Raw genomic sequence first — 22988 nt, forward strand, 5'->3', positions numbered from 1 at the left:
GGATCTTTTAACGGGTCAAAAAAGGGGCGCCCGGATCGGGCACTTGCGCTGCTACGATTTTCTGCAAGCCGGGCTGATTGCCTTTGACGGTGAACAGGTAGTCGCCGCCATGCTCCAGTACGATCGCCCGCGCGGTGTCCGCCTGGGTATGCAGGGCATCAAGGCTCACGAGTTTATCGACCAAATCGAGTCTCTCACACAGGGCGCGGGCGGCGGGAATCTCGTTACTTTTTTCGGCGACGACCTCGCTGCCGAGATAAAACAAGCTCGGCGAGGTAACCGCGGTCACGACGTTTTGTCCGCCGCTGTGCTTGGGGACTTTGCCGTCGATGACCACGATCTCGGTGGCGGGAGGCTCGCCTCGCACCTGGCGTTGGTGGGCGAGTAAAACCTCCTCGATGCGCGCGGCCTGCACACGGGCGAACAGACGGCTGAAGGTGGGCTGGCTGGGAGCGCCGTATTTGCCGCGGCGGCGGATCACCCCGAGGGCTTGGCGTTGGACCGGGGAGAGCCGGCGGGCGAAAGCGGCCAGGTCACGTTGGCCGCGGGGTGCTCCGGCCAGATAGGCCGCCGCCGTGATCGCCAGCAGCGCGTGCAAGGGATAGGCCCCGATGTAGGCGCGGTATTCAGGCACTTGCCGGAAGGCCTCCGCCAGGCTGATTAAATCGGGGGCCTTCAGGGTACTTCGCACCGGAACTTTCGCCTCCACCGCAGCCAGCGAGGGTTTGATCTGCCCTGCCTGAAGAGCTCTCCGGGCCCGGGGCTCCAGCTCGCGCACAAACAAGCGCTTGGGCTTGGCGTGGTGCTCGTAGTAATCGCGCGACTTACGCGTGTTGCCCTTGGTCAGGCCCAACTCGGTCCACCCGGATGCCTTGTATACACTTCCCGTAAAACGCTCGGGGTCGACGAAGGTTTCCACGACGAGCACGGGGTGCTCGTAACGCGACTGCCAGTCGGCACTGAGCCGGCCGAGCACCCGGCTCAAAACCGCCGAGCCCAAGTTGGGCACCGCCGGCTTGGGCAGCAGCAGGAACCGCACGTTGTTGACCACCAGCGCCAATCGGCGTCGGCGCTGTTCGCCACTCCAGCCAATCCACGCCTCCCGGCCGCGCAGGTGCAGCGCCGCCGCCGCAAACACCAGCACCGCCACCCAGGTGCCCTGCGCATCGCTCACCGCGTACAGCAGCCGCTCGCCCACCGGTTTCACCGCGCCCAGATAGTGATGCTCCTCAAGCAGCCCCTGCGCTCGGGCGTTTAACTCGGGGCTGTCTAGCACCTGCACCTGCAAGTGGCGCAGCGAAATCACCTCCCCTTGGGGGTTCGACGGGTTCGTTTCGGCCGGCATCATTCACCCAGCCAAAATGATTTCCTGGGGCTTGTCCCGCTTATTCCGCTCCTTTGTTAGTATTCAGGTGTTTAGCTGTTCAATGAATCGGCGGTGTCATCGCGGCGGCGCGAAACGTCGGCGGCAGTAAGCACATCGGAGTGGAGTGCGTCGTGCATCATGTCGGCCACCTGATGATTTTGCAGCTGCTGGTTGTTGAGGTGCAGGTGCTCCGCAGCGGCAGTCAACTGGCTGAACTGCTGATACACCCCGCCCACCAGAGCGCTGATGATAAGACCGGCGGTACAGGCAAGGATACTGACTTTATGATTAACGTTGAGAGACATAACGGGGGGGGGAAGCAGAGGGAGGAGAAGACGAGGGTACAGGCGTAACCCGGGGAGGAGTTTTAAGTCCCCTAGTAATCGGCAGATTTCACGCCGACTTTAGCCCGAACTCAAAAAAACAGGAAACCCATGATTTTGGCTGCCGGCTGCGCAGATTTTGCGGCAGGCCTGTTAGCGTAGCCGACCCAGCCCACACGGAGGTGGGCCCTCCCTCGGACCTGAGGCACGTCCCTTCTCCCCCCCCCCCGGAGGGACGACCTCCGTGTCGTCCGGGTTCAACAAGCCAAGTAGCGCAGACTTCCCTGTCTGCCTCCGTTGCTTGCGGGTGGTGCATCCGAAGCAGACTGGAAGTCTGCGCTACTTCTCAGGCGCTATTGCTCGGGCCTCAGTTACGCGCGCTTTTCCCAGATCAGCAGCCGCGCGCTGCGCCAGTCGCCTAGGGCGATCGTCTGGTCGGGCTCGACGCCGGGAATGCCAAAGGTGTTACTCACCAACCGCGCGCCGGGCTTGAGCTCGGCCTGCGCTTTTTCCCAAATCGCAGGCATCGGCAGCGGCGAGAGGAAACAATAAACCACATCGTAGGGCGCGAGCGGGGTCGTCCACAGGTTGCGGTAGCGGATGCGGCAGTTACGCAGTGGCAGGCTGCGCAACCAAGCGAGGGCAAAGCTAAGCGGGGAGGTTTCCACGCCAGTAAAATGGGCCTGCGGAAAGGCCCGGGCGAGCTGGCAGAGCGGGCCGGCCAAACCACAACCGAGATCAATAAAGGCAAAATTTGTGGGCTGGCCGAGTAGCCACCCTTTTAACCGCAGGGTTGCCGGAGTGCTGGTCAGGTAAAGCGGAATGCCGTGCCGGAAGCTGTTCCAGTTGAGCAGCAAAACCAAAAGAAATCCCGCCAGATACACCCAAGCGGGCAGCGCGAGCACGTGCAGGCCGAGTGCAACCGGCAGAAAACCGGCCTGAAACACGAGCCAACCGCGAGCTAGGCCGAAGCGGCGCCCGAACGCAGTGGCCAACACCGCCTGAAGCGCCACTGCCGCCCATAACGGCGGGCGCAGGCCCAGGCCCTGCCCGACGAGCACCACCGCCACGGCCACTGCCAGCAGGGCGAGGGCGTGGGCACCAAGGGCGTTGAAAATCGGGTAACGGCGGCGCATCAGGCGTAGGACGGTGTCGGAGAAACGGAGGAGAACGCTCAACATTCAACACTGAACGTTCAAGCACCGGGCCAGCCAACTAGCGCAGACTTCCAGTCTGCCTCCGGGGTTCGGCTCCGGCAAACGATCCAAGCAGACTGGAAGTTTGCTACATTTCGGGCCGTGCCCGCCCCCCCGGCCCACACGGAGGCGGTCCCGCCGCCCCCCCCAACCCAAAGTGTCACCTAATAGGTGACACTTTGGGTTGCCGCACTGCGCCGTCCCAATCAACCGCTCCGCAGCTCAGCGACCGCGTTCAGAGGTGGACGCTCCCTCATCAGCGCGTCGCCCCGGTTCACTTGCCTTGGGCGTAGAGACAGTCGATCTCGATGCGCTCACCACAGGCGCACACAACGATCAGGCGGGTAATGCGGTCGCCCTCACGCACGCATTCGATCTGCGGAGTGGATCCGGCGTGCTCGGCATGTTGCCCCTGCCCTTTGGCATGGGGCATCGCCCCGGCGGAGGGGAATCCCGTCGGCGACACCACTGAGCCCGGGGCCTCCACGCGTGCTCGATCAGAAAGAAATGATTTCATGGGGAAAGGGTGTGAGCTAATGAGCTGGGAGCTAAGAGCTGGGAGCTTGGAGCTTGGAGCTAAGAGCTAAGAGCTTGGAGCTTGGAGCTTGGAGCTTGGAGATTGGAGCTAAGAGCTTGGAGCTATTCCGGGCTCCTAGCTCCTAGCTCTTAGCTCCAAGCTCCAAGCTCCAAGCTCCAAGCTCCCAGCTCCTAGCTCCAAGCTAATGTTTGGGCTGGGCGGTGGGGCTGTGGCCGGACTCGGGCGGCGCGGCGGCTTTGACCGTGGGAATGGGTTGCGAGGCGAAATTCGATTTTTCTCCAGGTTTTTTACCAATTCGTAAACTCATACTTACGCGCTGGTTGGTCTCCGAATCGGGGGGCGTCAGCGGCACCGGGCGGGTGTTGGCGTAACCGGTCACCCGTTCGATTTGCGCGGGGTCGACCGCATACTTCACCAGTGCTCGACGGGCCGCATTGGCACGGTCGGCCGACAACTCCCAAGCACCGTAATCGGGATTGGGCAAAACCAGTCCGGTGCGCGTGTGGCCCTCAATCACGATGTTAAATTTGTTGCGCTCCACCGTCCACGCCAGGCTCTGCATCACAAAATCACCCCACTTGGTGAACTTGGCCGTTCCTGACTCGAAAAAGGGCTGCTTGCCCCGGTCATACAGGGTCACTTTCAGGCCGTCACTGGTCACCTGGACGTCGAGCGGCTTGTCGGCCAGGGCGTCGTCTAAGTTGAGCATTTTATACATCTCCTTGGCCACCGAGTTGAGAAACTGCAGGTCCATCGCGGTGGCCGAGGACGTCGACGCCCCCGACTGTGAGTCCTTCTTTTTCCCATCGCCGCCACTTTTGGTGACATTCTTGGAGTCAAAGTTAAGCAAGCCGGCCTTGTCCGTGAGCGGCGACTTGAACGGGCTCTGAAAATACTGCGATGTGGCAATGAGGATCTCCTTGTCCTGTGAGGTCAGCCACATGACCAAGAAGAAGGCCATCATAGCCGTCATGAAGTCCGCAAACGCCACTTTCCATGCTCCTCCTCCTCCCATGGTATTAAGTTTTTAAAGGTTAAATGAACCGAAAGAAAAAGGACCAGCGACCCCGGGGTTACTTGATGGCCTTGAGAATGGTTTCTAATTCGTCGGCACCCGGTTGGCTATCGTGGGGGATGGTGCGGCGGGCGATTTCGACTGCGGTGATCGGCGCCAAGCCCTTGGCGAAACCGGACACGGCGATGACGATGCAGCGCAAATAGGAAGAATTGGCTTCGTCGAGGGAATGAATGCGATTGGCCAGCGGCACGACCATGCCGTAGGACACGAAAATGCCCAACATCGTGCCGGTGAGCGCCGCCGACACCTTGGCACCCACCGCCTCAGGACCATCGGCAATCGAGGCCATGGTGTTGATGATGCCCAACACCGCCGCGACGATGCCGATCGCCGGCAACGCATCACCCACCATTTGATAAGCATGCACAACGTGGTGGGCCTCATCGGCCTTGGTCTTGAGTTCGTCCATCAGCAGGGCTTCGAGCTGGTCGGGCTTAATTTTGCCGTCGATCACCGGCTTGATGCCGTTGATGAGGAAATCCATGCGGTGGTGGTCGTGGGTAAAGGCGGGGTATTTGGCGAAAATGGCGCTGCTGTCGGGGTTAACCACGTGTTCTTCGAGCGCCACCAGGCCGTTGCGCCGTCCCACCATAAAGATCTCGTACAGCATCTTCATCAAATCGGTGTAACTGGCCTTGGTCTCGGTCTTGGCGGCCAGCGCGACCTTGAGCCCGCCAACCATGGCCTTGATCACGCCGATCGGCGTGGAGATGACCAACACGCCCAAGGCAATGCCCAGAATCACCACAAACTCCGAGGCGTGGATGAGCACGATGGGATTACCACCCGCCATCATAAAGCCGACGATCGTGGAGGCAAAAACGATAGCTAAGCCGATGAGTACAAACATGGGGAATTGAAGGGTTTAAGCGCCCGCCGCCGTTTGGGCTGCGAGCGAACTCAGGTTAAACCTAGCGGTTGCGGGCGTGTTCGAGTTGGGCGCGCAGCCCGAGCAGGGCGCGGGCGTGAATCTGGCAAATGCGCGACTCGGTGAGGTTAAACACGGCGGCGATTTCACCCAGGCGCATGTTTTCGTGGAAATACATCGCCAGCACCCGGCGCTGGATGTCGGGCAGTTCTTGGATTTTAAGCGCCATGAGTGCGCCCATTTCCTCGTTCTCCATGGTGGTGTGCACGGGCACGGCCTGCTCGTCGGCAATCATCTCGTGACGGCTGGTGCCGCCGGCCTCCTCGGTCGCACCGTTGTCGTCGATGGCCACGAAGCTGATCGGGCGCACCTCGACCAGCCAGTGGGCGTACTCTTTGACGGAAAGGCCGAGCAGGGTGCGGATCTCGTCGTCGGTGGGCGGGCGGCCCAGGCTTTGCTCGAGGGTGGTGATGGCGGCCTTGATCTTGCGGGCCTTGGCGCGGGCGCGGCGGGGAAACCAGTCGAGGCGGCGCAGTTCGTCGAGCACCGCACCGCGCACCCGGGTGGAGGCGTAAGCGGCGAAGGTGTGCTGCAGCTCGGGGTTGAAGCGGCGCACGGCGGCGATCAGCCCGGTCACGCCCACGCTGTAAAGGTCATCGGCATCCACATGGGCAGGCAGGGTAAGCTTGAGGCGATCGACGACGTTGCGCACCAGCGGCAGGTAACGCTCCAGCAGTTCCTTTTCGTCCACCGTACCGCCGGCGGATTGGTAGGCCCGCCATGCCGAGGAGCCGAGGTTCGGGTTGGCGGGAGCGGAGGTGGAAACCGTGGGGGCGCTGAGGGTGGCGGTGGAAGCGGAAGGCGCAGACTTGGTAGCAGATTTCATGGCGATAACGGGTTAAGATAACTCACTAGCGGTGGGTAGCGGCCGGGCCTGTGGCGGTCGCGGAGGCAGACGAGGGACGAGTCGGGGTCTGTTTAGTGGCGGCAGTCGAGAGGGATGCGGTGGTTTTGTTGATGGCGCCCTTGGCGGCTTCCTTGGTGGCTTCTTCGGTGGCGTGGGCGGCTTCGGCGGCGGCGCGGCGCACCTCCATGGTCGAGGCAAAAGCGCGGTCCAACACGCTCCAGAACCAGCGGCCCACCAGGGCCGAGCCGAGACAGGCCAGTGCGGCGTCGCGCAGCACCAAATCAAACGGGCGCTCGGCGAAATAGCCCACGGCTGCCACCAGCACGAAGCCGCACACTCCAGAGAATAAAAAGACGTACCTCATGAGTGCACCTCCTCGCCTACCAGCGACAAACTGCGGGCCAAAACCCGGTCGAGCACATCGGTTTCCAATTCGCCGGTCAGGCCGGGGCCGGTGCTCAGGAACAGCGGGGAGAGCTCGCCTTCGAGCAGGAACTCCCACAAGCGGCCCCAGCGCGGGGTTTCATCCAAATGCGTGCAAACCAAATGAGTTGCACCAAAATCACGGCCGCGCGCATAGGCTTCGCGCAGGGCTTCGGCATCATAGGCGGCGTTCAACACCAACACTCGCCCGGCAAATTTTTCCTTATCAAGAAACTGGGTCAGTTCGCGGGCCTCGCGGGTGCCGGCGGCAGGCAGGCAGGGCAGATCGGCCAGATGAAACTCGGCGGCCTCGGCGGGGCTCTCGGTCATGTCGGGCGCGTAATGTTCCACCGGCACCCCCAGCGCCTCGCAAAACACATCGAGCGAGGGCGCGGGATTGGGGCGGCCGAACTCCACGCGCCACACCCGGCCCGAACGGCCGCGCATAAACACTTCGCGAGACAGCCATTTGCACAGTGCGGTGGTGCGGCCCACACCGGACGCACCGAGGAAGGCCACACGCTCGGGCAAAGGCCGCAGCGGGCCGGCTGCCGCGCGCAGGTCGCGGGCCAAATCCACCATCGCCACGTGCAGCGGGCGGGACAGGGCGCGCGACCAGCCCGGGGAGGCTTCCAGACGGCCGATCAGCCGTTCGGGGAAACCGGCGCGGCGCAACACCAGCGGCAGGCGCGAGCCGGCGACCAGCCCGAGTTGGTTGTCGCGAATCGGCGATTGGGCGCGCTCGATCACCTCGGCAGCGGGCTCGGGCAGGGCTGGAGCGGGCAGCTCGGCGATGACGGTAAAACGCGGGGCGCCGAACAGGCGGCCGAAACCCCGGCGGGGGCTGGCCTGCACCGACAACACGCGGGCGTCGGGCCCGAGTTGGTTCTGGATGACCGAGACGGCCTCGGCGGTGGACCCCACCTCGAAACGGTAGGTGCCGGGGGCGGCGGAGGTGGGGGCTAAAGCGGTGGCGGGCATGGCGGGGTGCTACTTAAGCGGCGCGGGCGTGGGCCGGCAGAGGTAGGTTGAGAGGGGCGGCGATGATTCCGGCGTTTTCCACCTCGGTGGCGGCGGGCAATTCCTGGTAGGCGAGCACCGAAAGGCGGGGGAAGGAGGGCTCAAGGAAGCGGCGCAGGGGCAGGCGCAGTTCGGCCCCCACCACGACCACCGACGGCGCACCGCTTTCGGTGAGGGCTGCAGCGCCCTTGGAGAGTTGCTCGAGCAAGTGACGACCCAGCACCGGATCGAGGGCCAGACCGACCTCGCCTGGGGTGCGGTGCACGCGGGAGGCCAGCGCCTGCTCCAACCGTGGGTCGAGCGTGAGCGCACGGATCACATTGGGGCGGCTCTCGTAGTCACCCACGAAGTACATGCCCAGACGGCGGCGCACCAACTCGCTCAGATCGTCGGGATTCTTGGTGGTACCGGCGAAGTCCGCGATGCCTTCCAAAATAGTCGGTAGGCCCAGCACCGGCACACCTTCGCGCAACAGGTTTTGCATCACGCGTTGGATGATGCCCAGGCCCACCAAGTCGGGCAGCAGCTCGGCCACCAGAGCCGGGTGCGTGACTTTGACGTGATCGACCAGGGTCTGCACCTCTTGGCGGCCAACCAGGTGGTGGGCCGAGGTTTTGAGCACCTCGGAGAGGTGAGTGATGACCACCGAAGCGGCGTCGACGACGGTGTAGCCGTTGATTTCGGCGACCTTGCGCTCGCTCTCCTCGATCCACACCGCCTCAAGCCCGAACACTGGCTCGCGGCAAGGCGTACCACGCAGGGCGACGCGGCTGCCGGTCACGTTCATCGCCATCCAGCGGGAGGCGTAAACCACACCACGACCAACCGCCTTGCCGCGCAGCAGGAAACGGTAGTCGTTGGATTCCAGCTCCAAGTTGTCGCGCACCGAGATGGGCGGCACGATCACGCCGCGCTCGCGGGCCAAGCTCTTGCGCACGCCGGTGATGCGGGAGATCAGGTCGCCGCCGCGGTTGGCATCGGCCAAGGGCAACAGCCCGTAACCCACCTCGATGGCAAACACGTCCTGGTCGATAACCTTGCGCAACTCCTCGGGGATGTTGGGGTTGCCGGGGGTGGTGCCGCCCGACTTGGCTCCGCTGGCACCGGCTTCCCCTGCCTTGCCGGTGGAGGCGGGCAGCACGGCGACAGGAGCGGCGGCAAACTCGTCGGGTTTACCCTTACCGCATTGGTGGCCGACGTAGTAGGCCAGGCCGCCGAGCAAGGCGAAGGGCAGAATCGGCATGCCGGGCATCAGGCCGAAACCGCCCAACATCACGCCGACGACACGCAAGGCGCGGGGATAAGCGATTAACTGGCCGCCGATTTGCACACCCATGTTGGTGCTACCGGCTGCGCGCGTGACGAGCAAACCGGCCGCCACCGACACCACCAGCGCGGGGATCTGCGAAACCAGACCGTCACCGATCGACAGCAGGGTGAACTTCTGCAGCGCCTCGCCCATGGTCATGTCCATTTGCATCACACCGATGGCGAAACCGCCCAACACGTTGACCAACGTGATCATGATGCCGGCGACGGCCTCACCGCGCACGAACTTGGAGGCACCGTCCATCGAACCGTAGAAGTCGGCCTCTTTTTGCACCTTCATGCGGCGGGAGGTGGCGGTAACCTCGTCGATCACGCCGGCGTTGAGCTCGGCGTCGATGGCCATCTGTTTACCGGGCAAGGCATCGAGGGTGAAACGGGCGCTCACCTCGGCGATACGGCCGGCGCCCTTGGTGATCACCACGAAGTTGATCAACACCAGGATGATAAAGACTACGAAGCCGACTACATAGTTGCCCTGAATGACGAAGTGGCCGAACGACTCGATAACCCCGCCAGCCTCGCCCTTGGTGAGAATGAGGCGGGTAGTACAAATGTTCAGAGCCAGCCGGAACAGAGTGAAGGCCAGCAGGATGGTGGGGAAGCCGGAGAACTCGGAGGGCTCCCGCACGTAGATGACGATCATCATCATGAGCAGCGAGAAGCCGATGCTGATGGCCAGCAGCAGGTCCAGCACCAGGGTGGGCACCGGCATGATCAGCAGCAGGACCGTCGAGAACAGGGCGACGGTGAACACCAAGTCGGCCCGCTTCTGGAACACCGAAGAGAGCGCCGGGGCTAGGGCGGTGGCGGGGGTGGCGCTCATGCGGCGGAGCCTCCTTGTTGAGCGGCGGCGGCGCGGCGGCTCGGCAGGCGATAGAAGTAGTAGCGGTGGGTGCGGTAAACGAAGGCCAGGATACCGGCGACCGCCTGGTAAAGTTCAGAGGGGATGGCCTCACCGACGGTGGCGGTGGCGTAGAGCATGCGGGCGACGGGGCGGTTTTCGACCATCGGCACCTCGTGCTCGGCGGCGAGGGCCTTGATGCGGCGGGCGAGGGCGTTCTCACCCTTGGCCAGCACCATGGGAGCAGCGTCGATGCCGCGCTCGTATTTGAGGGCCACGGCGTAGTGGGTCGGGTTGGTCACCACCACGTCGGCGGTGGCCACGGCGGCGAGCATCTGGCGCTGGGCCAGGCGGCGGGCCATGCGGCGAATGGCGCCCTTGACCAGCGCGTTACCCTCAGCCTGCTTGGTCTCCTCCTTGACCTCCTCCTTGGTCATCATGAGGTCCTTGCCGGTTTTGTACTTTTCGTAGGCGTAGCTGATCGCGGCGATCACGCCCAGAGCCAGCATCAGGCGCGACAGCAGCGAGCGCATACTGCCGAGCATAAATTGGCCCAGGTAAGCGACCTCCATCGGCGTGGTGAACAGCGGGTCGGCCAGCAACTGCTTGAGCGCCAGCCACAGACACACGCCGATCGCGCACATTTTCATGAAATCGACACAGCCGCTGACCACGACCTGCTGGGAAACCAGGCGCTGAAACCCGGGGATCGGGTTAAGTTTTTCGAGTTTGAAGCCGAGCGCCTCGGGGGTGAGCTGGAAGCCGCTCTGCAAGCCACCGGCGAGCAGCGAAGCCACCACGGTGGCGACGAGGATCGGGGCCAAGACGATCGCCACGACCTTGCCGGCGGCCACCAGCGGCAGCGGCAAGTGGCCGGGCGCAAAGGGATCTATGCTCAAGTGAGCCAACACGTTGCTGGTGTACTCGGCAACCTCACGAGCCCCGCTGGCAGCACCGAGACTGAGCGAAAAAAACGCGGCCGCCAGCGAGCAAACCATGCCCAACTCCGCCGAACGCGCGAACTGCCCCTTGTCATGGGCCTCCGTCAGGCGCTTGCCTGAGGCTTCTTCGGTTTTGGAGTCTTTGTCGTCGTCGGCCATTGAAAGGGAGAATTTACTTAGCAAGCCCGCTGCCAAGCGCGTGCCAACAACCCTAAGACGTTATACAACAGCTTTTAATAATTTTAAAAAAGCTGCCAGATGCGCGGCGGAAAAGAAAAATGAAGATCGCGCTAAAGAAGCGGCAAATTGTGCCGCTAGGTGATTTGGACACTGGTGTTTGCGCGGGAAGTGGAGGATGCGCTGCAGCTGGTTTGCGCGTGATCGACCCAGCCCACACGGAGGTGGGCCCTCCCTCGGTCCCGATTCATCCCACGTGCGATCCCAAGTGCCGATCCCCCGGAGGGACGACCTCAGTGTCGTCCGTGCTCTACCCGATCCACACCCACAAAAAAAAGACCCCGCCACATCGGGCGGGGTCTAAAAAAAAGACTGAAACTCAGATTACTTAGCGGCTTCGGCGGCCTTCTTCTTGTCAGCGGCGGCCTTTTTGGCGGCGCTCATTGCAGCTTTCTCTTCTTTATCCAAGGTGCCGTCTTTGTTGGCATCATATTTCTCTAAATCGGCAGCGGAAGGCGGCTTGGGCTTCTTCTTTTCCGATTCCTCGGCTGAAGCGGAGGAAACCGCGAAACCGATGACCAGAAGGGCAAGAACGCAACGGAGCGAGTGAGCTAGGGTGTTTTTCATTTTATGGGTGTTAAAGCATTCGGAACAAAGCCCCAACGACCACTCAGGTCCACTCCAAATTATAAAATTGTGGTCCGCTCATACCCACCGCCGGACGTCCGCTCAACGGCGCGTCACCAGCTCGAGCATCGTCCAAGGCAGGCGATCGAACGCGCCCGACAGGTACCGAGTAAACAACGCCCCGCCGCCAGCCAACAGCATCATGCCCATCAGCGAGCGCATGGCGCCACTGAGGATAAACACGTTCATCTTCGGCACCGCCCGCCCCAAAATCGCAAAGGCGAAGGTGATCACGAAATTGAGCGCAATAAACGGCGCGGCCATCCGCAGCGCCATTTCCATGAGCGCCGACAGCCCGCCCACCAGGGTCTCGGCCGCCATCGGGCTCAGGCCACCCATTCCTGGCGGTGCGATCACAAAACTGCGCGCAAAGGCCGCCAGTACCTGCTCATGGGCGTGCAACGCGAAAAACATCAACCCGGCAAAGAAGCCCATCAACGAGGGCAGCGGCTCCTGCGAGGGTTTCGGCACGTCAAAGCCGGGCGCGGCGATCAAACCCACTTCGCCCGAGATCAACCGTCCCGCCAACTCCGCCCCGGACATCACCATGCGCATCACCAACCCCATCGCCAAACCGAGTAACAATTCGTGCAACGACGCCCCGGCCAAACTGACCAGCGCCGAGGTCGGCGGCACCACCCCGGGCGGGGCCACCGAGGCCAGCAGCCCGCCCAGCATAAACGCCAGCGCCGCGCGTAACATGGGCGGCAACGTGGTGCCGCCCATCGTCGGCAGGGCCAAGACCACGCCGATGGCCCGCAACGAGCCCATCATGACCACCATTATGTCCGCCCAGGGCATGGCCTTCGCGGGCTAGGGCCCCATGCTGCTGATGCGCATCAGGCTTTGCACCGTATACTCGGAGAGCAGCCGCAACACCCACGGGGCGAGCAGCATCATCACCGCAGCCAGCGCGATTAATTTGGGCACAAAGGTCAGCGTTGCCTCCTGAATACTGGTGACCGATTGCACCAGGCTGGTCAGCAAACCGACGATCAGAATCACCCCGACAAAGGGGGCCATCAGGTACAGCGAGAACATCACCACCGTCTTAAAAATATCAATGGCGGCCTCGGCGTTCATACGCGGAAACTCATCACCAGGCTTTGCACCACCAGGTGCCAGCCATCAACGAGGACAAAGAGCAGGAGTTTAAAGGGCAACGCGATGGTCGCCGGCGGCATCATCATCATGCCCAGCGCCATCAGGGTGGCCGAGACGAGCAGATCGATGACGAGGAAGGGCAAAAAGATGAGGAAGCCCATCTGGAAGGCGGTTTGCAGCTCGCTGATGATGTAAGCGGGCACCACCACGCGCAGCGGCAGGTCATCGACCTTGGTCGGTGGAAAACGCCCCAGTTGCAGGAAAAATTCCAGGTCGCGGGTGCGGGTCTGCTTGAGCATGAACTCGCGCAGGGGTTGCGAAGCGGCCTCCAACGCCTGGGCCGTCCCTTGCTTACCCTCCATGTAGGGCTGTATCCCGTTTTTGTAAGATTTCTCCAACACCGGCCCCATGATAAAAAGCGTCAGGAACAGGGCCAACCCGGTGACAATTTGATTGGCCGGGGCACTGGGCACGCCGATCGCGGTACGTACAAACCCGAGCACGATGACGATGCGGGTAAACGAGGTCATTAACAGGATCAGCGACGGGGCAACGCTCAAGAGCGTCATCACCACCACGATCTGCATGCCCACGCTGGCCGAACCGGCCTGCCCTGCCCCACCCTCCAAATCCACCGCCAGCCGCCAGGGCGCGGCCGCCGCAGCCGGAGCCGCTGGCGCCTCCTGGGCGCTCAACACCGCAGGCATGAGCAGCACCAGCGCGAGGAAGCACCAAGCGGCGAGTTTTAAAATGAAGGAAGTCAGGGCCGTGCCACCGACCTCTTTCTCTTTCCTCTTTATCTTAATCGTTCTCTTGTCCGATCCGGTTCGTATCGGAACCGATCTGAGCAAGCCCCCTGACGAAAGAGAACGAGTAAGAGTAAGAGAACGAGAACGATTCAAGACCATGGGAGGGACGCCCATGCCACTCCGCAGGCCACTGCTCGCACTAGGCTTTGTTGGCGTCATCGAGGTCGTCTTGGGAATCCAGGGGCGAAAGCATTTGAATGCCGCCGGCAGCGACACCGAGCAGGAACCGGCGGCCATCGCAGGAGGCCACGACAAGGAACTGGCGGTTACCCAGCGCACGCGTATCCTCGATTTGAATATTTCCACGGCGGCCCGGTTTGCTGGGTTGCCGGCGGCGCCAAAACCACACCGCGCCGGCGGTCACGCCGACCAGCACCACAAATACCCAGGTCGCGGAGGTGGCCGCCGGGGTTGCGGGCGCAACACCGGCAGGCGTCGGGCCGCCGGCAGGATAAAGCAGGGTTTCGCCCTCACGGGCGGTTGGAAGGGGTTCGGCAGCGTGCATCAGCTGCGTCGTCTCCATAACGACGCAGCCAACGACCACTGTCAGCCAGCGTACCAGGCTGGAAGGGGTGAAAAGGGGGAGGCGCATTAGGAGGCGGGGCCGATCAACTCGATGATCTTGATGCCGAAATGCTCCTCCACGACCACGACCTCGCCGTAGGCGACGAGTTTGTCGTTCACGTAGAGGCCGACCGGCTCGCTGGCTTTGTGCTGCAACTGGATGACGGAGCCGGCGGCGAGCGCGAGCACCTCGCGCATCGAGAGCATGCTCGAGCCGAGTTGCACGGTGACCTTCACCTTCACATCCATCACCAGATCAATAGTGGCGCTTTCCATGATATTTTAGGACCGGGCTTGGTCAGCCTCGGTCAGTTTACGGTTGAGTTTCACGGCGACCTGCTGGCCTTCGAGGCCGACAGTGCCTAAAAATTTGGGGATGCCATTGAGCAGTACGCGGGTCTGCTCGATGTTGCCCATCGGGATTTCCAACAGGTCGCCCACGCGCATGCTGGCGATTTCGCGCAGCGGCATGTCGGGCAGGTTCCATTCGGCGCGCACGGGCAGTTGCACGTGCTCGTACACATCATGCCACTCGGCCTTGGCTGCGGCGGCCACCGGCGCGGTGTCCTTTTGGCGGCGCTGTTGCAGGGATTTAACCAAGGGCTCGATGGTGTAATACGGCAGGCCGATCTGAATCTGCTCAGAGCAGTCGCCAAAGCTCACCTCGATGGCCAGCGCCAGCACCACCGAGTCGCGCGGCGAGGTCTGCAGGAAGCGGCCGTTACTCTCATGGCCGATGATCGCGTGGTGCAGTTCCTTGTCCTCGCGCCACTGCGAACACCACTCCTCCAAAATAATCTTCAGCACGTCCTCCAGCAGCGAAACCTCAATCTCGGTGAGGTAACGCTCGGCCTTCACAGAATGGCCGCGTCCACCCAGCAAGCGGTCGACAAACGTGAGCGCGAGACGGGGATTCACATCCAACAAACCCACCCCGACCAGGGGCTCCATTTTGAACAAACAAATGTGCGAGGGCGACGCCAGCCCCTCGGTGAACTTGGCGTAGGACTGCGTCTGCAAGCGCGCCATTTTCAAGCCGCACTCCATGCGCAAAAACATGGCCAGGCGGGCGGCCAAATAACGGATAAAATCCTCGTGCAGGATGCGCAACCGGCGCAGCTCGACCTCGGTCAGGAAGGTCGGGTTGCGGAAGTCGTAGGACTCCACCCGAACCTCCTCGGACTCACCGATGCGTTTGCCGTCGGCACGAATCAGCGGCGGCCGCGTCTCGGCCACTGCCGCAGCCAGCAGTTGGTCAATCTCGCTCTGGTCGAGAATGCCGCCCCCGATATTGTCCGTGGAGTCGCCCATAATTACTGCACTACAAATTCCGAGAAATAGAGGTTTTCGGCCACCTTGCTGCCAAGGGCCTGATTGTAGGAGGCGAGCAAGCGCTCGCGGAGGATGTTCTTGAACCCGGCTTCCTCCAGATCCGCGAGGGTAAGCGAGGACAGCACCGCGAGCGTAATGTCAGTCAACTGAGGTTTGGCCTCCGCAAAACGCTCGGCTAAATCGGGCCTCTCGCCGGTGATCAGGAAGGTGGCCTTGAGGTAACGCGTGCCCATGGTGCCGGCGAGGTTCACCACGACGTTTTCAAATTTGTAGCCCTCGCCGCCACCGCCGCCCTTGGCGCCATGCGGGTCGGCTTTTTTAGCCCCATGCGGATCGGCTTTTTTGGCACCATGAGCGTCGGCTTTGGCATCGGCCTTAGGTTTGGCCTCGCCGTGGGCTGCGGCCTCGGGATCGCCGGCGGCCACCGCCTCAGCCACGCTGGCCTTGAACTTGGGCAACAGCACGAAATTGGCGACGCCCCACGTGGCGGCCGGGGCCATCACGATGGCGATGATCGCCGGCATCATCGCCTTCATTCCACCTCCACCACCGCCGCCCGCAGCTGGCGCCGCCCCGTGGCCATCGCCTTTTTCGGCGGCCGGTGCCGCATCTGGTTTTTTGTCGGACATAAATTAAAAACTTAACGCTTCAGGTTCACGACTTCCTCAAGGATCGAGTCGGACACGGTGACGATGCGCGAGCTGGCTTGGAAACTGCGCTGCACGGTGATCATGTTGGCGAACTGCTCGGTGAGATCGACGTTGGACAACTCCAGCCTGCCGGCCTGGATGGTGCCCAGACCGTTGTTACCGGGGCTATTGAGGCCGGTTGCATCGAGAGCGGTACTGCCGGTGATGGGACCGGCGGCGGTGAAGCCGGCGTAAAGGTTGTCGCCGGCGCGTTGCAGGGCCGAGGGGTCCCTGAAATTTTGCAGGAGCAGCTTGTTGGTCGTCGCCGAACTGCCGTCGGAGTAGAACTCAATCACGTTACCCTGAGGATCGAAGGAGTAGGATTGGAGACCGGCCGGGGTGGTCGCGGCCAAGGCGGCGGTGTCAGCGGTGACTTTGCTGGCGGCAGCCGTGGTCGAGGAGGTGGTCAGGGAAGTCAGAAAGGCACTGGTCACAGATGGCTTGCCAAGTACGGCTGAGTTACCGGCGGCAATAGCCGCGCTGAGAGCATTCTTAACAGCGGTGGCGGCGGCCGAAGCGGTAGCGAGGGCAACATTGGTGGGAGCGGCGGCGGCGGCGGCGATGGCCGTGGTTTCAGCAGTGGTCGCCGTGCCCAAGGCGGTGGTAGCGGTAGCCAGGGCCGCGGCATTGTTTTGGCCAGCCGCGCTGGTCACGAGGCCCGCGAGGCTGGTATTGACGGCGGCGGCCACGGTGGCGTTGGCAGCCGTGTTGGCGATATTGGTGGCGTTGTGCACCGGCCAGGTAGCGGCGATTTCAGAACTGGTGCGCAGGCGGACGTTACCCACGGTGCTGGGAGCGTTCAGGTAATCGCCGCCCGTTAAGCCCTGTACCCGCAGGCCCTTGGTGGTGACCAAAAAGCCTTTGTCATCCATGCGGAAATCGCCGGCACGGGTGGCGAATTGGCTGCCGTCAATCGGGCTGGCCACCACGAAAAACCCGGTGCCGGAAATACCCAGATCGGTGCTCACCCCGGTGCTACTCAAAGCGCCCTGGTTCATGTTGGCGTTGATCGATGCCAACTTGACGCCGGTACCCACCTGGATGGCCGAAAGATTGGAGCTGGTGGCGGTGGAGGCGGCGGAGGCGCGCAGGGTGTTGCTGAAGTTTTCTTGGAAATTGGCGGTCGAACCTTTGAAGCCAACGGTGTTCACGTTGGCGATATTGTTACCGATGACTTCGAGGCCCTTGGTGAAACTTTGCAGAGCGCTCGTACCTGAAGTGAGTGTGCCGATGAGTGACATGAGGGAGGGGGTTAAGGGTTACGATTAATTCGAAGCGGGGGCCGGGGCCACGCCGACGACTTTGGATAACGGGTAGGCGGTTCCGCCGACGTTCAGATTGACGCTGCCCGAAGAGACATCGACGGACTTGACCAGCCCGGTCACCAGGCCGTTGGGGGTGTTCAGGGTGACTTGGTGGCCAATCATGCCGGCGGCCGACTGCAGGGCGAAATCGTTTTGCAGGCTAGCCATGTCTTTGGCCATTTCCGAGGACTGCTGCAGGGCGGAGAACTGGGCCATCTGCGCCATGAAGGAGGTGTCCTCCATCGGCTTCATCGGATCCTGGGACTGGAGCTGAACGGTGAGTAACTTCAAGAAATCCGCCTGACCGAGGGCTTTCTGCGGCGTGCGCATCGAGCCGGGTTGGGTCGTCGAGGAGGCCGGATTAAAGGCGGCTGCGGTGATTGCTGAGGTGCTCATAAGGAAGCGGGGGTTAAGCCAGCACGCTGAGGTGCTGGGAGTTTTCGGAACGAACGATAGGAGTTTTAACGTCAGCGCTCGCGGGGGCGGCGACGCTGGCGGCGGGACGAATCGCTTTGGCCATGCCTTGGGTCTGGGCCTCGCGCTCGGCGGCCTGACGATTGGCCGAGTCCTGACCTTGGCTAAACGAAAGGGATGCCTCGTTGGCTTGCGCGGCGGGGGTGAAACTGGAAGCGGCTGCAGGAGCTCCCATCGTTGAAAACACCGGCGCGGCCCACTGCCGGTCCGTGCCTTCACGTTTTTGGGAAAACTCGTTCCAAGCCGAAGCCAGCGCCGCGCGCATATCGGCCGAATCACTGCGGAAGTCGGCGTGCACCTGGCCGCCGCGCATCGAAACATGCACATCGACGCGGTGGGTCGCATCCAAATCAATTCGCACGGTGACCTGCTCGGCCGGATTGGAGGCCAGGTGCTCGGCGACCTCGCTGACCTTCTCCACCATACGCACCGCCGTGGACGCGACGGTCTGGGCGACGGGGGAGTTGGCGTTGACCGGTCCCAAGGTCTGCACGGATGCAGTCGGGGCCTGGAAAACGGGGGTGGTCGTACTCATGCTGGGCAACTCATAAGCTCGCCGTATGCCATCACCCAAAGCCGACTTCTTATCCTCTTTGTATTTAGCATCTTGATTACTGTTTTTAATTTTACCGATGGCCAAATCCTGAGCCGAGGGGTTACCCGCTTTGGCTGTGTCGGCAATTTGTGCCGCCAGCCCGTAAGCGTTCGCACCTTGGCGCGCATCTGCTTGGGCGGCGGCAGCGGTCGAGCCCTCGGTCGCCACGTTCGAACCGGCAGCGGAGCCAGCTGGAAGGGCCGAAGGAAGCCCTTCGTTGGTATCAGCGCTTGCGGCTGACTCGGTGGCAGAGGCTAGGTTGCCGGAGGTTGCACTGGCGGTGGATTTTTGCGCCGTGGCATCGGCCGAGTTCAGGGTAAAATCACCCGTGCTTTTGGCAGCGGCGGTTTGGCTGGCGCGAGCCTTGGCCGCCACGTTCGAACCGGCAGCGGAGCCAGCTGGAAGGGCCGAAGGAAGCCCTTCGTTGGTATCAGCGCTTGCGGCTGACTCGGTGGCAGAGGCTAGGTTGCCGGAGGTTGCACTGGCGGTGGATTTTTGCGCCGTGGCATCGGCCGAGTTCAGGGTAAAATCACCCGTGCTTTTGGCAGCGGCGGTTTGGCTGGCGCGAGCCTTGGCCGCCGCGTGGCTGGTCAGGGTGCCAGCTGCGGCAGTCGAAGCCTGCGAGGTGCCCTCAGCCGTCGCGAGTTCAGACACGGCGGCACTCGCCTCAGCTGAATCCGTACCTTGCTCCGGAGCCGGGACACCAGCTGTGGGCAGACCCACAGTTAGCGGTGCCACGGGCATAAGTGGGATTGCGGGTAAAGCGATCGCTTGGGGTTGTTCGCCAAAAGCAGGGAGAACGGCCAGCACTGGTTCGTCGGTCGCTGACGCATCCTCGGAAGTCGTGTCGGAGAGGGCGTCAGCGGGCGATTTAACCACCGGGTTGAGCAGTTCAGGGGAGTCAGACTGGTCAGCGGTTGCCTCAGTATCGGCTTTGGCATCGGCCGCGTTGGAATTGGTTTTGGCTGCGGGCTTGGCCACGCGACGGTTGACCGAGTGGTCGACGGGTTTTTCGTGCTTCTCGCGAGCAGCCTTAGCGGTGGCCGAATCGCCCTCGGGGGAAGTGTCGCGGGATTTGGCTTCGGGCTGGGACTGGGTGTGCGCCTCGGCGCGCTCGTTGGCGCGGGCATGGTGATGATTCAGCGCCTGCGCTTTCGCGTGAAACTGCGCTCGGGAATGCGCCTGAGCCTGCGAGTGGGCCGATGCCTGGGAGTGCGCGGGCGGGGCGTTGGTTTTGCGGGCGAGCAACTCGTGAAACGAGGTGCCATCGGCGGGGGCACCTGCCTCCGGTTTATGGCTGGCGGCTTGATCAGCGGGCTTGGCGGAGGGAGTGGACGCGGCCGGAATGAAGGGTGAAAGCATGGGGAGTACAGGCCTTCATGGCAGTTCACTCGCGCCGTCCTTGGCACGATAGGGGTGGTTGCGGAAGAAAGGGGGTAATCAGCTGGCCGGCTGCTTGGCCGGTTGCATCATGCGCAGGCGCTGCGAAATATCGGCGGCTCGCTTGGCATTAACGTTATCCGGACCGGGCGAGCGGCCCATCTCCTGCAGAATCGCCGAGGTCAAATCCACCTTCATCATCGAGAGGATTTTGGTGACCGAGGGGACGTCCATCTCGCTAAAAATCGCGACAGCGGCGGCCGGGCTCACCTTGCTGTAGGTGGTGGACAGCGTCTTGATATTTTTGAGTTCCTGCGCCTGCACCTCGGTGATGCGCGAGGCTATTTCACCACGCAGCGACTCGATCTGCTGACGCAGTACGTCGAGCTCCTTGGCGTCGGCGGCGATGCGTTTTTCACGCGTCGCCAGCTCGGCCTCACGGGCGGCAAAACCGGCCTTTTGCTCAACGAGTTCTTTCGCCAGATTTTCGACTTCAGGGGTCCAGAAATCCCAAGGCTTGGGCGGGCGCTTGGCTTCGATCTCGGCAGCCTTCTCCACCTTAATATTACCCAATAGTGCGGTGGAGGCCGTGGTGAGCATCATCATCATGGGCACGACAGAGAGCAGGACGGGGAGGAGGATAACAACAGGTGCGGGGAGCGCTTTCATGCGAGGGGGCCCAAACGGGCTAGGGTCATTGAGGCAATTTCATCCAGCAGGGTTTGCTCGGCTTTGTCGCTGGCTTCGCGGTGCGCGAGCCGAGCGCGCTCCTCGAGTTTTTGCATCACTTGAAGGGCGCGGCGGGCATTTAACCAGCCCTCGCGCGCCAGGTCGCGGGCCTTCTCGACCTCGCCGAGTTTGCGGCCGGCCTCTGCCACTTCGCGGTCAGCCTGGCCCAGCGCAGCCAAACCGGAAACCTGTTCACTGGGCCGAAAACTGCCGGTGCGCGCGCTGGAGATCGCGGCGTTCAATTCACTGCGGCGCACCTCGGCGGCTTCGACTGCCTGCTGGGCGATAAGCACCTGCTGCTGCGCCAGGCCGAAGCTCTCGCGCGCCTTGCGCTCGGCGACATCGCGCAGGTTCCGAATCGATTCGAGGCGGAAGCGGAAGCGTTTCATGCGGGGCCGAGGAGTTGAGCTAGGCGGGTGTAGGCGGTGGCGCGCACGGTGACCTCATCCACCGACTGGCGAAGGAAAGCCTTGAGGCCGTCGTGCAGGGCAACCGCGCGGTCGAGGGCGACGCTGGAGCCTTTTTGGTAGGCGCCCACGGTGATGAGGTCCTCGTTGCGTTTATAAAGGGCAAGGTGTTCTCGGGCTCGGGCGGCCAGCTCCACCTCGGCGGGTTGGCAAATGTCGCGGGTCAGACGGCTGACACTTTCGAGCACGTCGATGGCGGGATAATGGTTGGCGTGGGCCAGGGCGCGGGAGAGCACCAAGTGACCGTCCAAAATACCGCGCACCGCGTCAGCCACCGGCTCGTTCATGTCGTCGCCCTCGACGAGCACCGTGTAAAGCGCGGTGATCGCCCCGCTCTCGCCAGCACCAGCGCGCTCCAGCAGGCGTGGTAACATAGCGAATACCGACGGGGTGTAACCGCGGGTGGCGGGCGGCTCGCCGATGGCCAGACCGATTTCGCGTTGCGCCATGGCGTAACGGGTCACCGAGTCCATTAACAGCAACACGTTTTTGCCGGCGTCGCGGAACCCCTCGGCGATCGAGGTCGCGGTGGTGGCGGCGCGCAGGCGTAGCGGTGCGGGGGAGTCGGAGGTGGCGACCACGACAACCGAACGAGCCAAACCTTCAGGGCCTAAATCCTTTTCCAAAAATTCGCGCACCTCACGACCGCGCTCGCCGACCAGACCGATCACCACCACGTCAGCTTGGGCCGCGCGAGCGATCATGCCTAGGAGCGTCGATTTACCCACGCCGGAGCCGGCGAACAGGCCCAGACGTTGACCACGGCCGAAAGGGGTAAACACATCCAGCGCACGCACCCCGGTGGGGAACGTGTCGTGGATGCGTTGGCGGCGCAGCGGGTGCGGCGGTTTACCCGAACCGGTGTTGCGGTGCAGCGGAACCGCACCGAGGGAATCGAAGGGCCGTCCCAGCGCACCAAGCACGCGGCCCAGCAGCGCCGGACCCGCCACGGGCAGCGGCGGACGGTCACACGCGGTGACCGAGCACCCTGCATGCAGGCCGGAGGTTTCACCCAAGGGCATGAGCAATACCTTCTCCGCGCGGAAGCCGACCACTTCGGCCATGACTTCAAATTCTTCGCGCTCGGATTTGAGCAAGCAGAGGTCGCCCAAGCCCACGTTGGGGCCCTCGGACTCGATGATCAGGCCGGTCACGGCGACGACCCGGCCCATGCGGCGCAGCGCTGGAGCGTGCCGCACTTGGGTGCGCAGCTGTTGGACGAAATCGGTGACGTCGGGTGCGCTCATGTGCCGAGGAGTTCCTGTTTGAGGCTGGCGATCTTGGATTCGCCGCGCGCGTCGGTGACGCCGAAGCGACTGCGCACGAGGCAATCGCCTGGGTTGAGGGTATCGTCGATGGTGATACGCAGGTTGGTAAAATGAGCGCGCCATGAGGGCACCAGGCGCTCCAGCACGGCCGCATCGCGCGGGCCGACCACCAGTTCGAGTCCATCGCGCTCGGGATAAAGCTGGTCGAGGGCCTCGCGGCAGAGTTTTTCGACCAACTCCGGCGGCGGCACGAACCCAGCCAGCAAGCGCTGGCCGATTTCCACCGCCAGCTCAGGCAAGGCCCGGCGCACCTGCGCGGTGAGTTCGTCCTGCGCCTGGCCAATTCTGGTTAAAATCCCCTCCTGCAGCTGCTGCATCTCGGCGCGCAACTCGACGATCTGCTGATTGGAAAAGTCGTGGGCGGCGTCCTGCCCGGCCTCATAACCAGCGACGCGGGCAGCGATGAGTTCGCCCGCCGTGTGCTCGCGCAGCGCCCCGAATGCGGGTTGCACCGCAATCAGGGGCCGGTCGAAAGCGAGAACGTGGTGTTGGGATGCCATAGGTTAGCAGACGCGGTGG

General features: G+C 62.9%; 26 protein-coding genes. All 26 read right to left on the bottom strand.

Annotation, left to right across the window (positions count from 1 at the left end):
• Positions 1 to 7: 7 nt before the first annotated feature.
• The 26 genes from H2170_10735 to H2170_10860 all read right to left on the bottom strand — a co-directional run bounded on the left by H2170_10735 (position 8) and on the right by H2170_10860 (position 22969).
• Positions 8 to 1348: an ISAs1 family transposase gene (locus H2170_10735; protein MCS6300554.1), complete on the bottom strand. Its 1341-nt coding sequence runs from the start codon at positions 1346 to 1348 to the stop codon at positions 8 to 10.
• A 68-nt stretch (positions 1349 to 1416) separates the two neighbouring features.
• Entirely contained in the window at positions 1417 to 1671 is a 255-nt protein-coding gene (locus H2170_10740) for a hypothetical protein (protein MCS6300555.1), read from the bottom strand.
• Positions 1672 to 2060: 389 nt separating this feature from the next.
• Entirely contained in the window at positions 2061 to 2825 is a 765-nt protein-coding gene (locus tag H2170_10745; protein ID MCS6300556.1) for a class I SAM-dependent methyltransferase, read from the bottom strand.
• A 334-nt stretch (positions 2826 to 3159) separates the two neighbouring features.
• Positions 3160 to 3402, bottom strand: coding sequence for a hypothetical protein (locus tag H2170_10750; protein MCS6300557.1), 243 nt, complete (start codon positions 3400 to 3402; stop codon positions 3160 to 3162).
• 202 nt (positions 3403 to 3604) lie between these two features.
• Entirely contained in the window at positions 3605 to 4438 is an 834-nt protein-coding gene (locus tag H2170_10755) for an OmpA family protein (GenBank protein MCS6300558.1), read from the bottom strand.
• Between the two features lie 58 nt (positions 4439 to 4496).
• On the bottom strand, positions 4497 to 5351 hold the full coding sequence (gene motA / locus H2170_10760) for a flagellar motor stator protein MotA (GenBank protein MCS6300559.1): 855 nt from the start codon (positions 5349 to 5351) through the stop codon (positions 4497 to 4499).
• 61 nt (positions 5352 to 5412) lie between these two features.
• The gene (locus tag H2170_10765) at positions 5413 to 6255 is read right to left on the bottom strand and encodes a FliA/WhiG family RNA polymerase sigma factor (protein MCS6300560.1); all 843 of its coding nucleotides are present in this window, start codon (positions 6253 to 6255) and stop codon (positions 5413 to 5415) included.
• Positions 6256 to 6280: 25 nt separating this feature from the next.
• Positions 6281 to 6640, bottom strand: a complete 360-nt coding sequence (locus H2170_10770; GenBank protein MCS6300561.1) for a hypothetical protein — start codon at positions 6638 to 6640, stop codon at positions 6281 to 6283.
• Entirely contained in the window at positions 6637 to 7680 is a 1044-nt protein-coding gene (locus H2170_10775) for a flagellar GTP-binding protein (protein ID MCS6300562.1), read from the bottom strand. The genes H2170_10770 and H2170_10775 overlap by 4 nt, the downstream gene beginning before the upstream one ends.
• A gap of 13 nt (positions 7681 to 7693) precedes the next feature.
• Positions 7694 to 9871, bottom strand: a complete 2178-nt coding sequence (flhA, locus tag H2170_10780) for a flagellar biosynthesis protein FlhA (protein ID MCS6300563.1) — start codon at positions 9869 to 9871, stop codon at positions 7694 to 7696.
• On the bottom strand, positions 9868 to 10989 hold the full coding sequence (locus H2170_10785; GenBank protein ID MCS6300564.1) for an EscU/YscU/HrcU family type III secretion system export apparatus switch protein: 1122 nt from the start codon (positions 10987 to 10989) through the stop codon (positions 9868 to 9870). The genes flhA and H2170_10785 overlap by 4 nt, the downstream gene beginning before the upstream one ends.
• A gap of 402 nt (positions 10990 to 11391) precedes the next feature.
• The gene (locus H2170_10790) at positions 11392 to 11634 is read right to left on the bottom strand and encodes a hypothetical protein (protein MCS6300565.1); all 243 of its coding nucleotides are present in this window, start codon (positions 11632 to 11634) and stop codon (positions 11392 to 11394) included.
• 102 nt (positions 11635 to 11736) lie between these two features.
• Complete coding sequence (locus H2170_10795; GenBank protein MCS6300566.1) at positions 11737 to 12495, bottom strand: flagellar biosynthetic protein FliR; 759 nt, start codon at positions 12493 to 12495, stop codon at positions 11737 to 11739.
• A gap of 12 nt (positions 12496 to 12507) precedes the next feature.
• Complete coding sequence (locus H2170_10800) at positions 12508 to 12777, bottom strand: flagellar biosynthetic protein FliQ (GenBank protein ID MCS6300567.1); 270 nt, start codon at positions 12775 to 12777, stop codon at positions 12508 to 12510.
• Positions 12774 to 13505 (bottom strand): flagellar type III secretion system pore protein FliP, encoded by a 732-nt coding sequence (gene fliP / locus H2170_10805; protein MCS6300568.1) that lies wholly within the window; start codon positions 13503 to 13505, stop codon positions 12774 to 12776. The genes H2170_10800 and fliP overlap by 4 nt, the downstream gene beginning before the upstream one ends.
• A gap of 241 nt (positions 13506 to 13746) precedes the next feature.
• On the bottom strand, positions 13747 to 14199 hold the full coding sequence (locus H2170_10810) for a flagellar biosynthetic protein FliO (GenBank protein ID MCS6300569.1): 453 nt from the start codon (positions 14197 to 14199) through the stop codon (positions 13747 to 13749).
• A complete protein-coding gene (gene fliN, locus H2170_10815; protein MCS6300570.1) occupies positions 14199 to 14447 on the bottom strand; it encodes a flagellar motor switch protein FliN in 249 nt (82 codons plus the stop codon). Before fliN ends, H2170_10810 begins: the two co-directional genes overlap by 1 nt.
• Positions 14448 to 14453: 6 nt before the next feature.
• Positions 14454 to 15482 carry a FliM/FliN family flagellar motor switch protein gene (locus tag H2170_10820; GenBank protein ID MCS6300571.1) on the bottom strand — a complete coding sequence of 343 codons (1029 nt, stop codon included), beginning with the start codon at positions 15480 to 15482 and terminating at the stop codon, positions 14454 to 14456.
• 2 nt (positions 15483 to 15484) lie between these two features.
• The gene (locus tag H2170_10825; protein ID MCS6300572.1) at positions 15485 to 16132 is read right to left on the bottom strand and encodes a flagellar basal body-associated FliL family protein; all 648 of its coding nucleotides are present in this window, start codon (positions 16130 to 16132) and stop codon (positions 15485 to 15487) included.
• A gap of 11 nt (positions 16133 to 16143) precedes the next feature.
• Positions 16144 to 17433 (bottom strand): flagellar hook-basal body complex protein, encoded by a 1290-nt coding sequence (locus H2170_10830; GenBank protein MCS6300573.1) that lies wholly within the window; start codon positions 17431 to 17433, stop codon positions 16144 to 16146.
• Between the two features lie 24 nt (positions 17434 to 17457).
• Positions 17458 to 17892: a flagellar hook capping protein gene (locus H2170_10835; protein ID MCS6300574.1), complete on the bottom strand. Its 435-nt coding sequence runs from the start codon at positions 17890 to 17892 to the stop codon at positions 17458 to 17460.
• Between the two features lie 13 nt (positions 17893 to 17905).
• Complete coding sequence (locus H2170_10840; protein MCS6300575.1) at positions 17906 to 19927, bottom strand: hypothetical protein; 2022 nt, start codon at positions 19925 to 19927, stop codon at positions 17906 to 17908.
• Between the two features lie 78 nt (positions 19928 to 20005).
• Positions 20006 to 20614 carry a hypothetical protein gene (locus tag H2170_10845; protein MCS6300576.1) on the bottom strand — a complete coding sequence of 203 codons (609 nt, stop codon included), beginning with the start codon at positions 20612 to 20614 and terminating at the stop codon, positions 20006 to 20008.
• Positions 20611 to 21063, bottom strand: coding sequence for a flagellar FliJ family protein (locus H2170_10850; protein ID MCS6300577.1), 453 nt, complete (start codon positions 21061 to 21063; stop codon positions 20611 to 20613). Before H2170_10850 ends, H2170_10845 begins: the two co-directional genes overlap by 4 nt.
• Complete coding sequence (locus H2170_10855) at positions 21060 to 22388, bottom strand: FliI/YscN family ATPase (protein MCS6300578.1); 1329 nt, start codon at positions 22386 to 22388, stop codon at positions 21060 to 21062. Before H2170_10855 ends, H2170_10850 begins: the two co-directional genes overlap by 4 nt.
• A complete protein-coding gene (locus tag H2170_10860; protein ID MCS6300579.1) occupies positions 22385 to 22969 on the bottom strand; it encodes a flagellar biosynthesis protein in 585 nt (194 codons plus the stop codon). Before H2170_10860 ends, H2170_10855 begins: the two co-directional genes overlap by 4 nt.
• Positions 22970 to 22988: the final 19 nt, after the last annotated feature.

Source organism: Opitutus sp. (genome assembly GCA_024998815.1).
GTDB lineage: Bacteria > Verrucomicrobiota > Verrucomicrobiia > Opitutales > Opitutaceae > Rariglobus.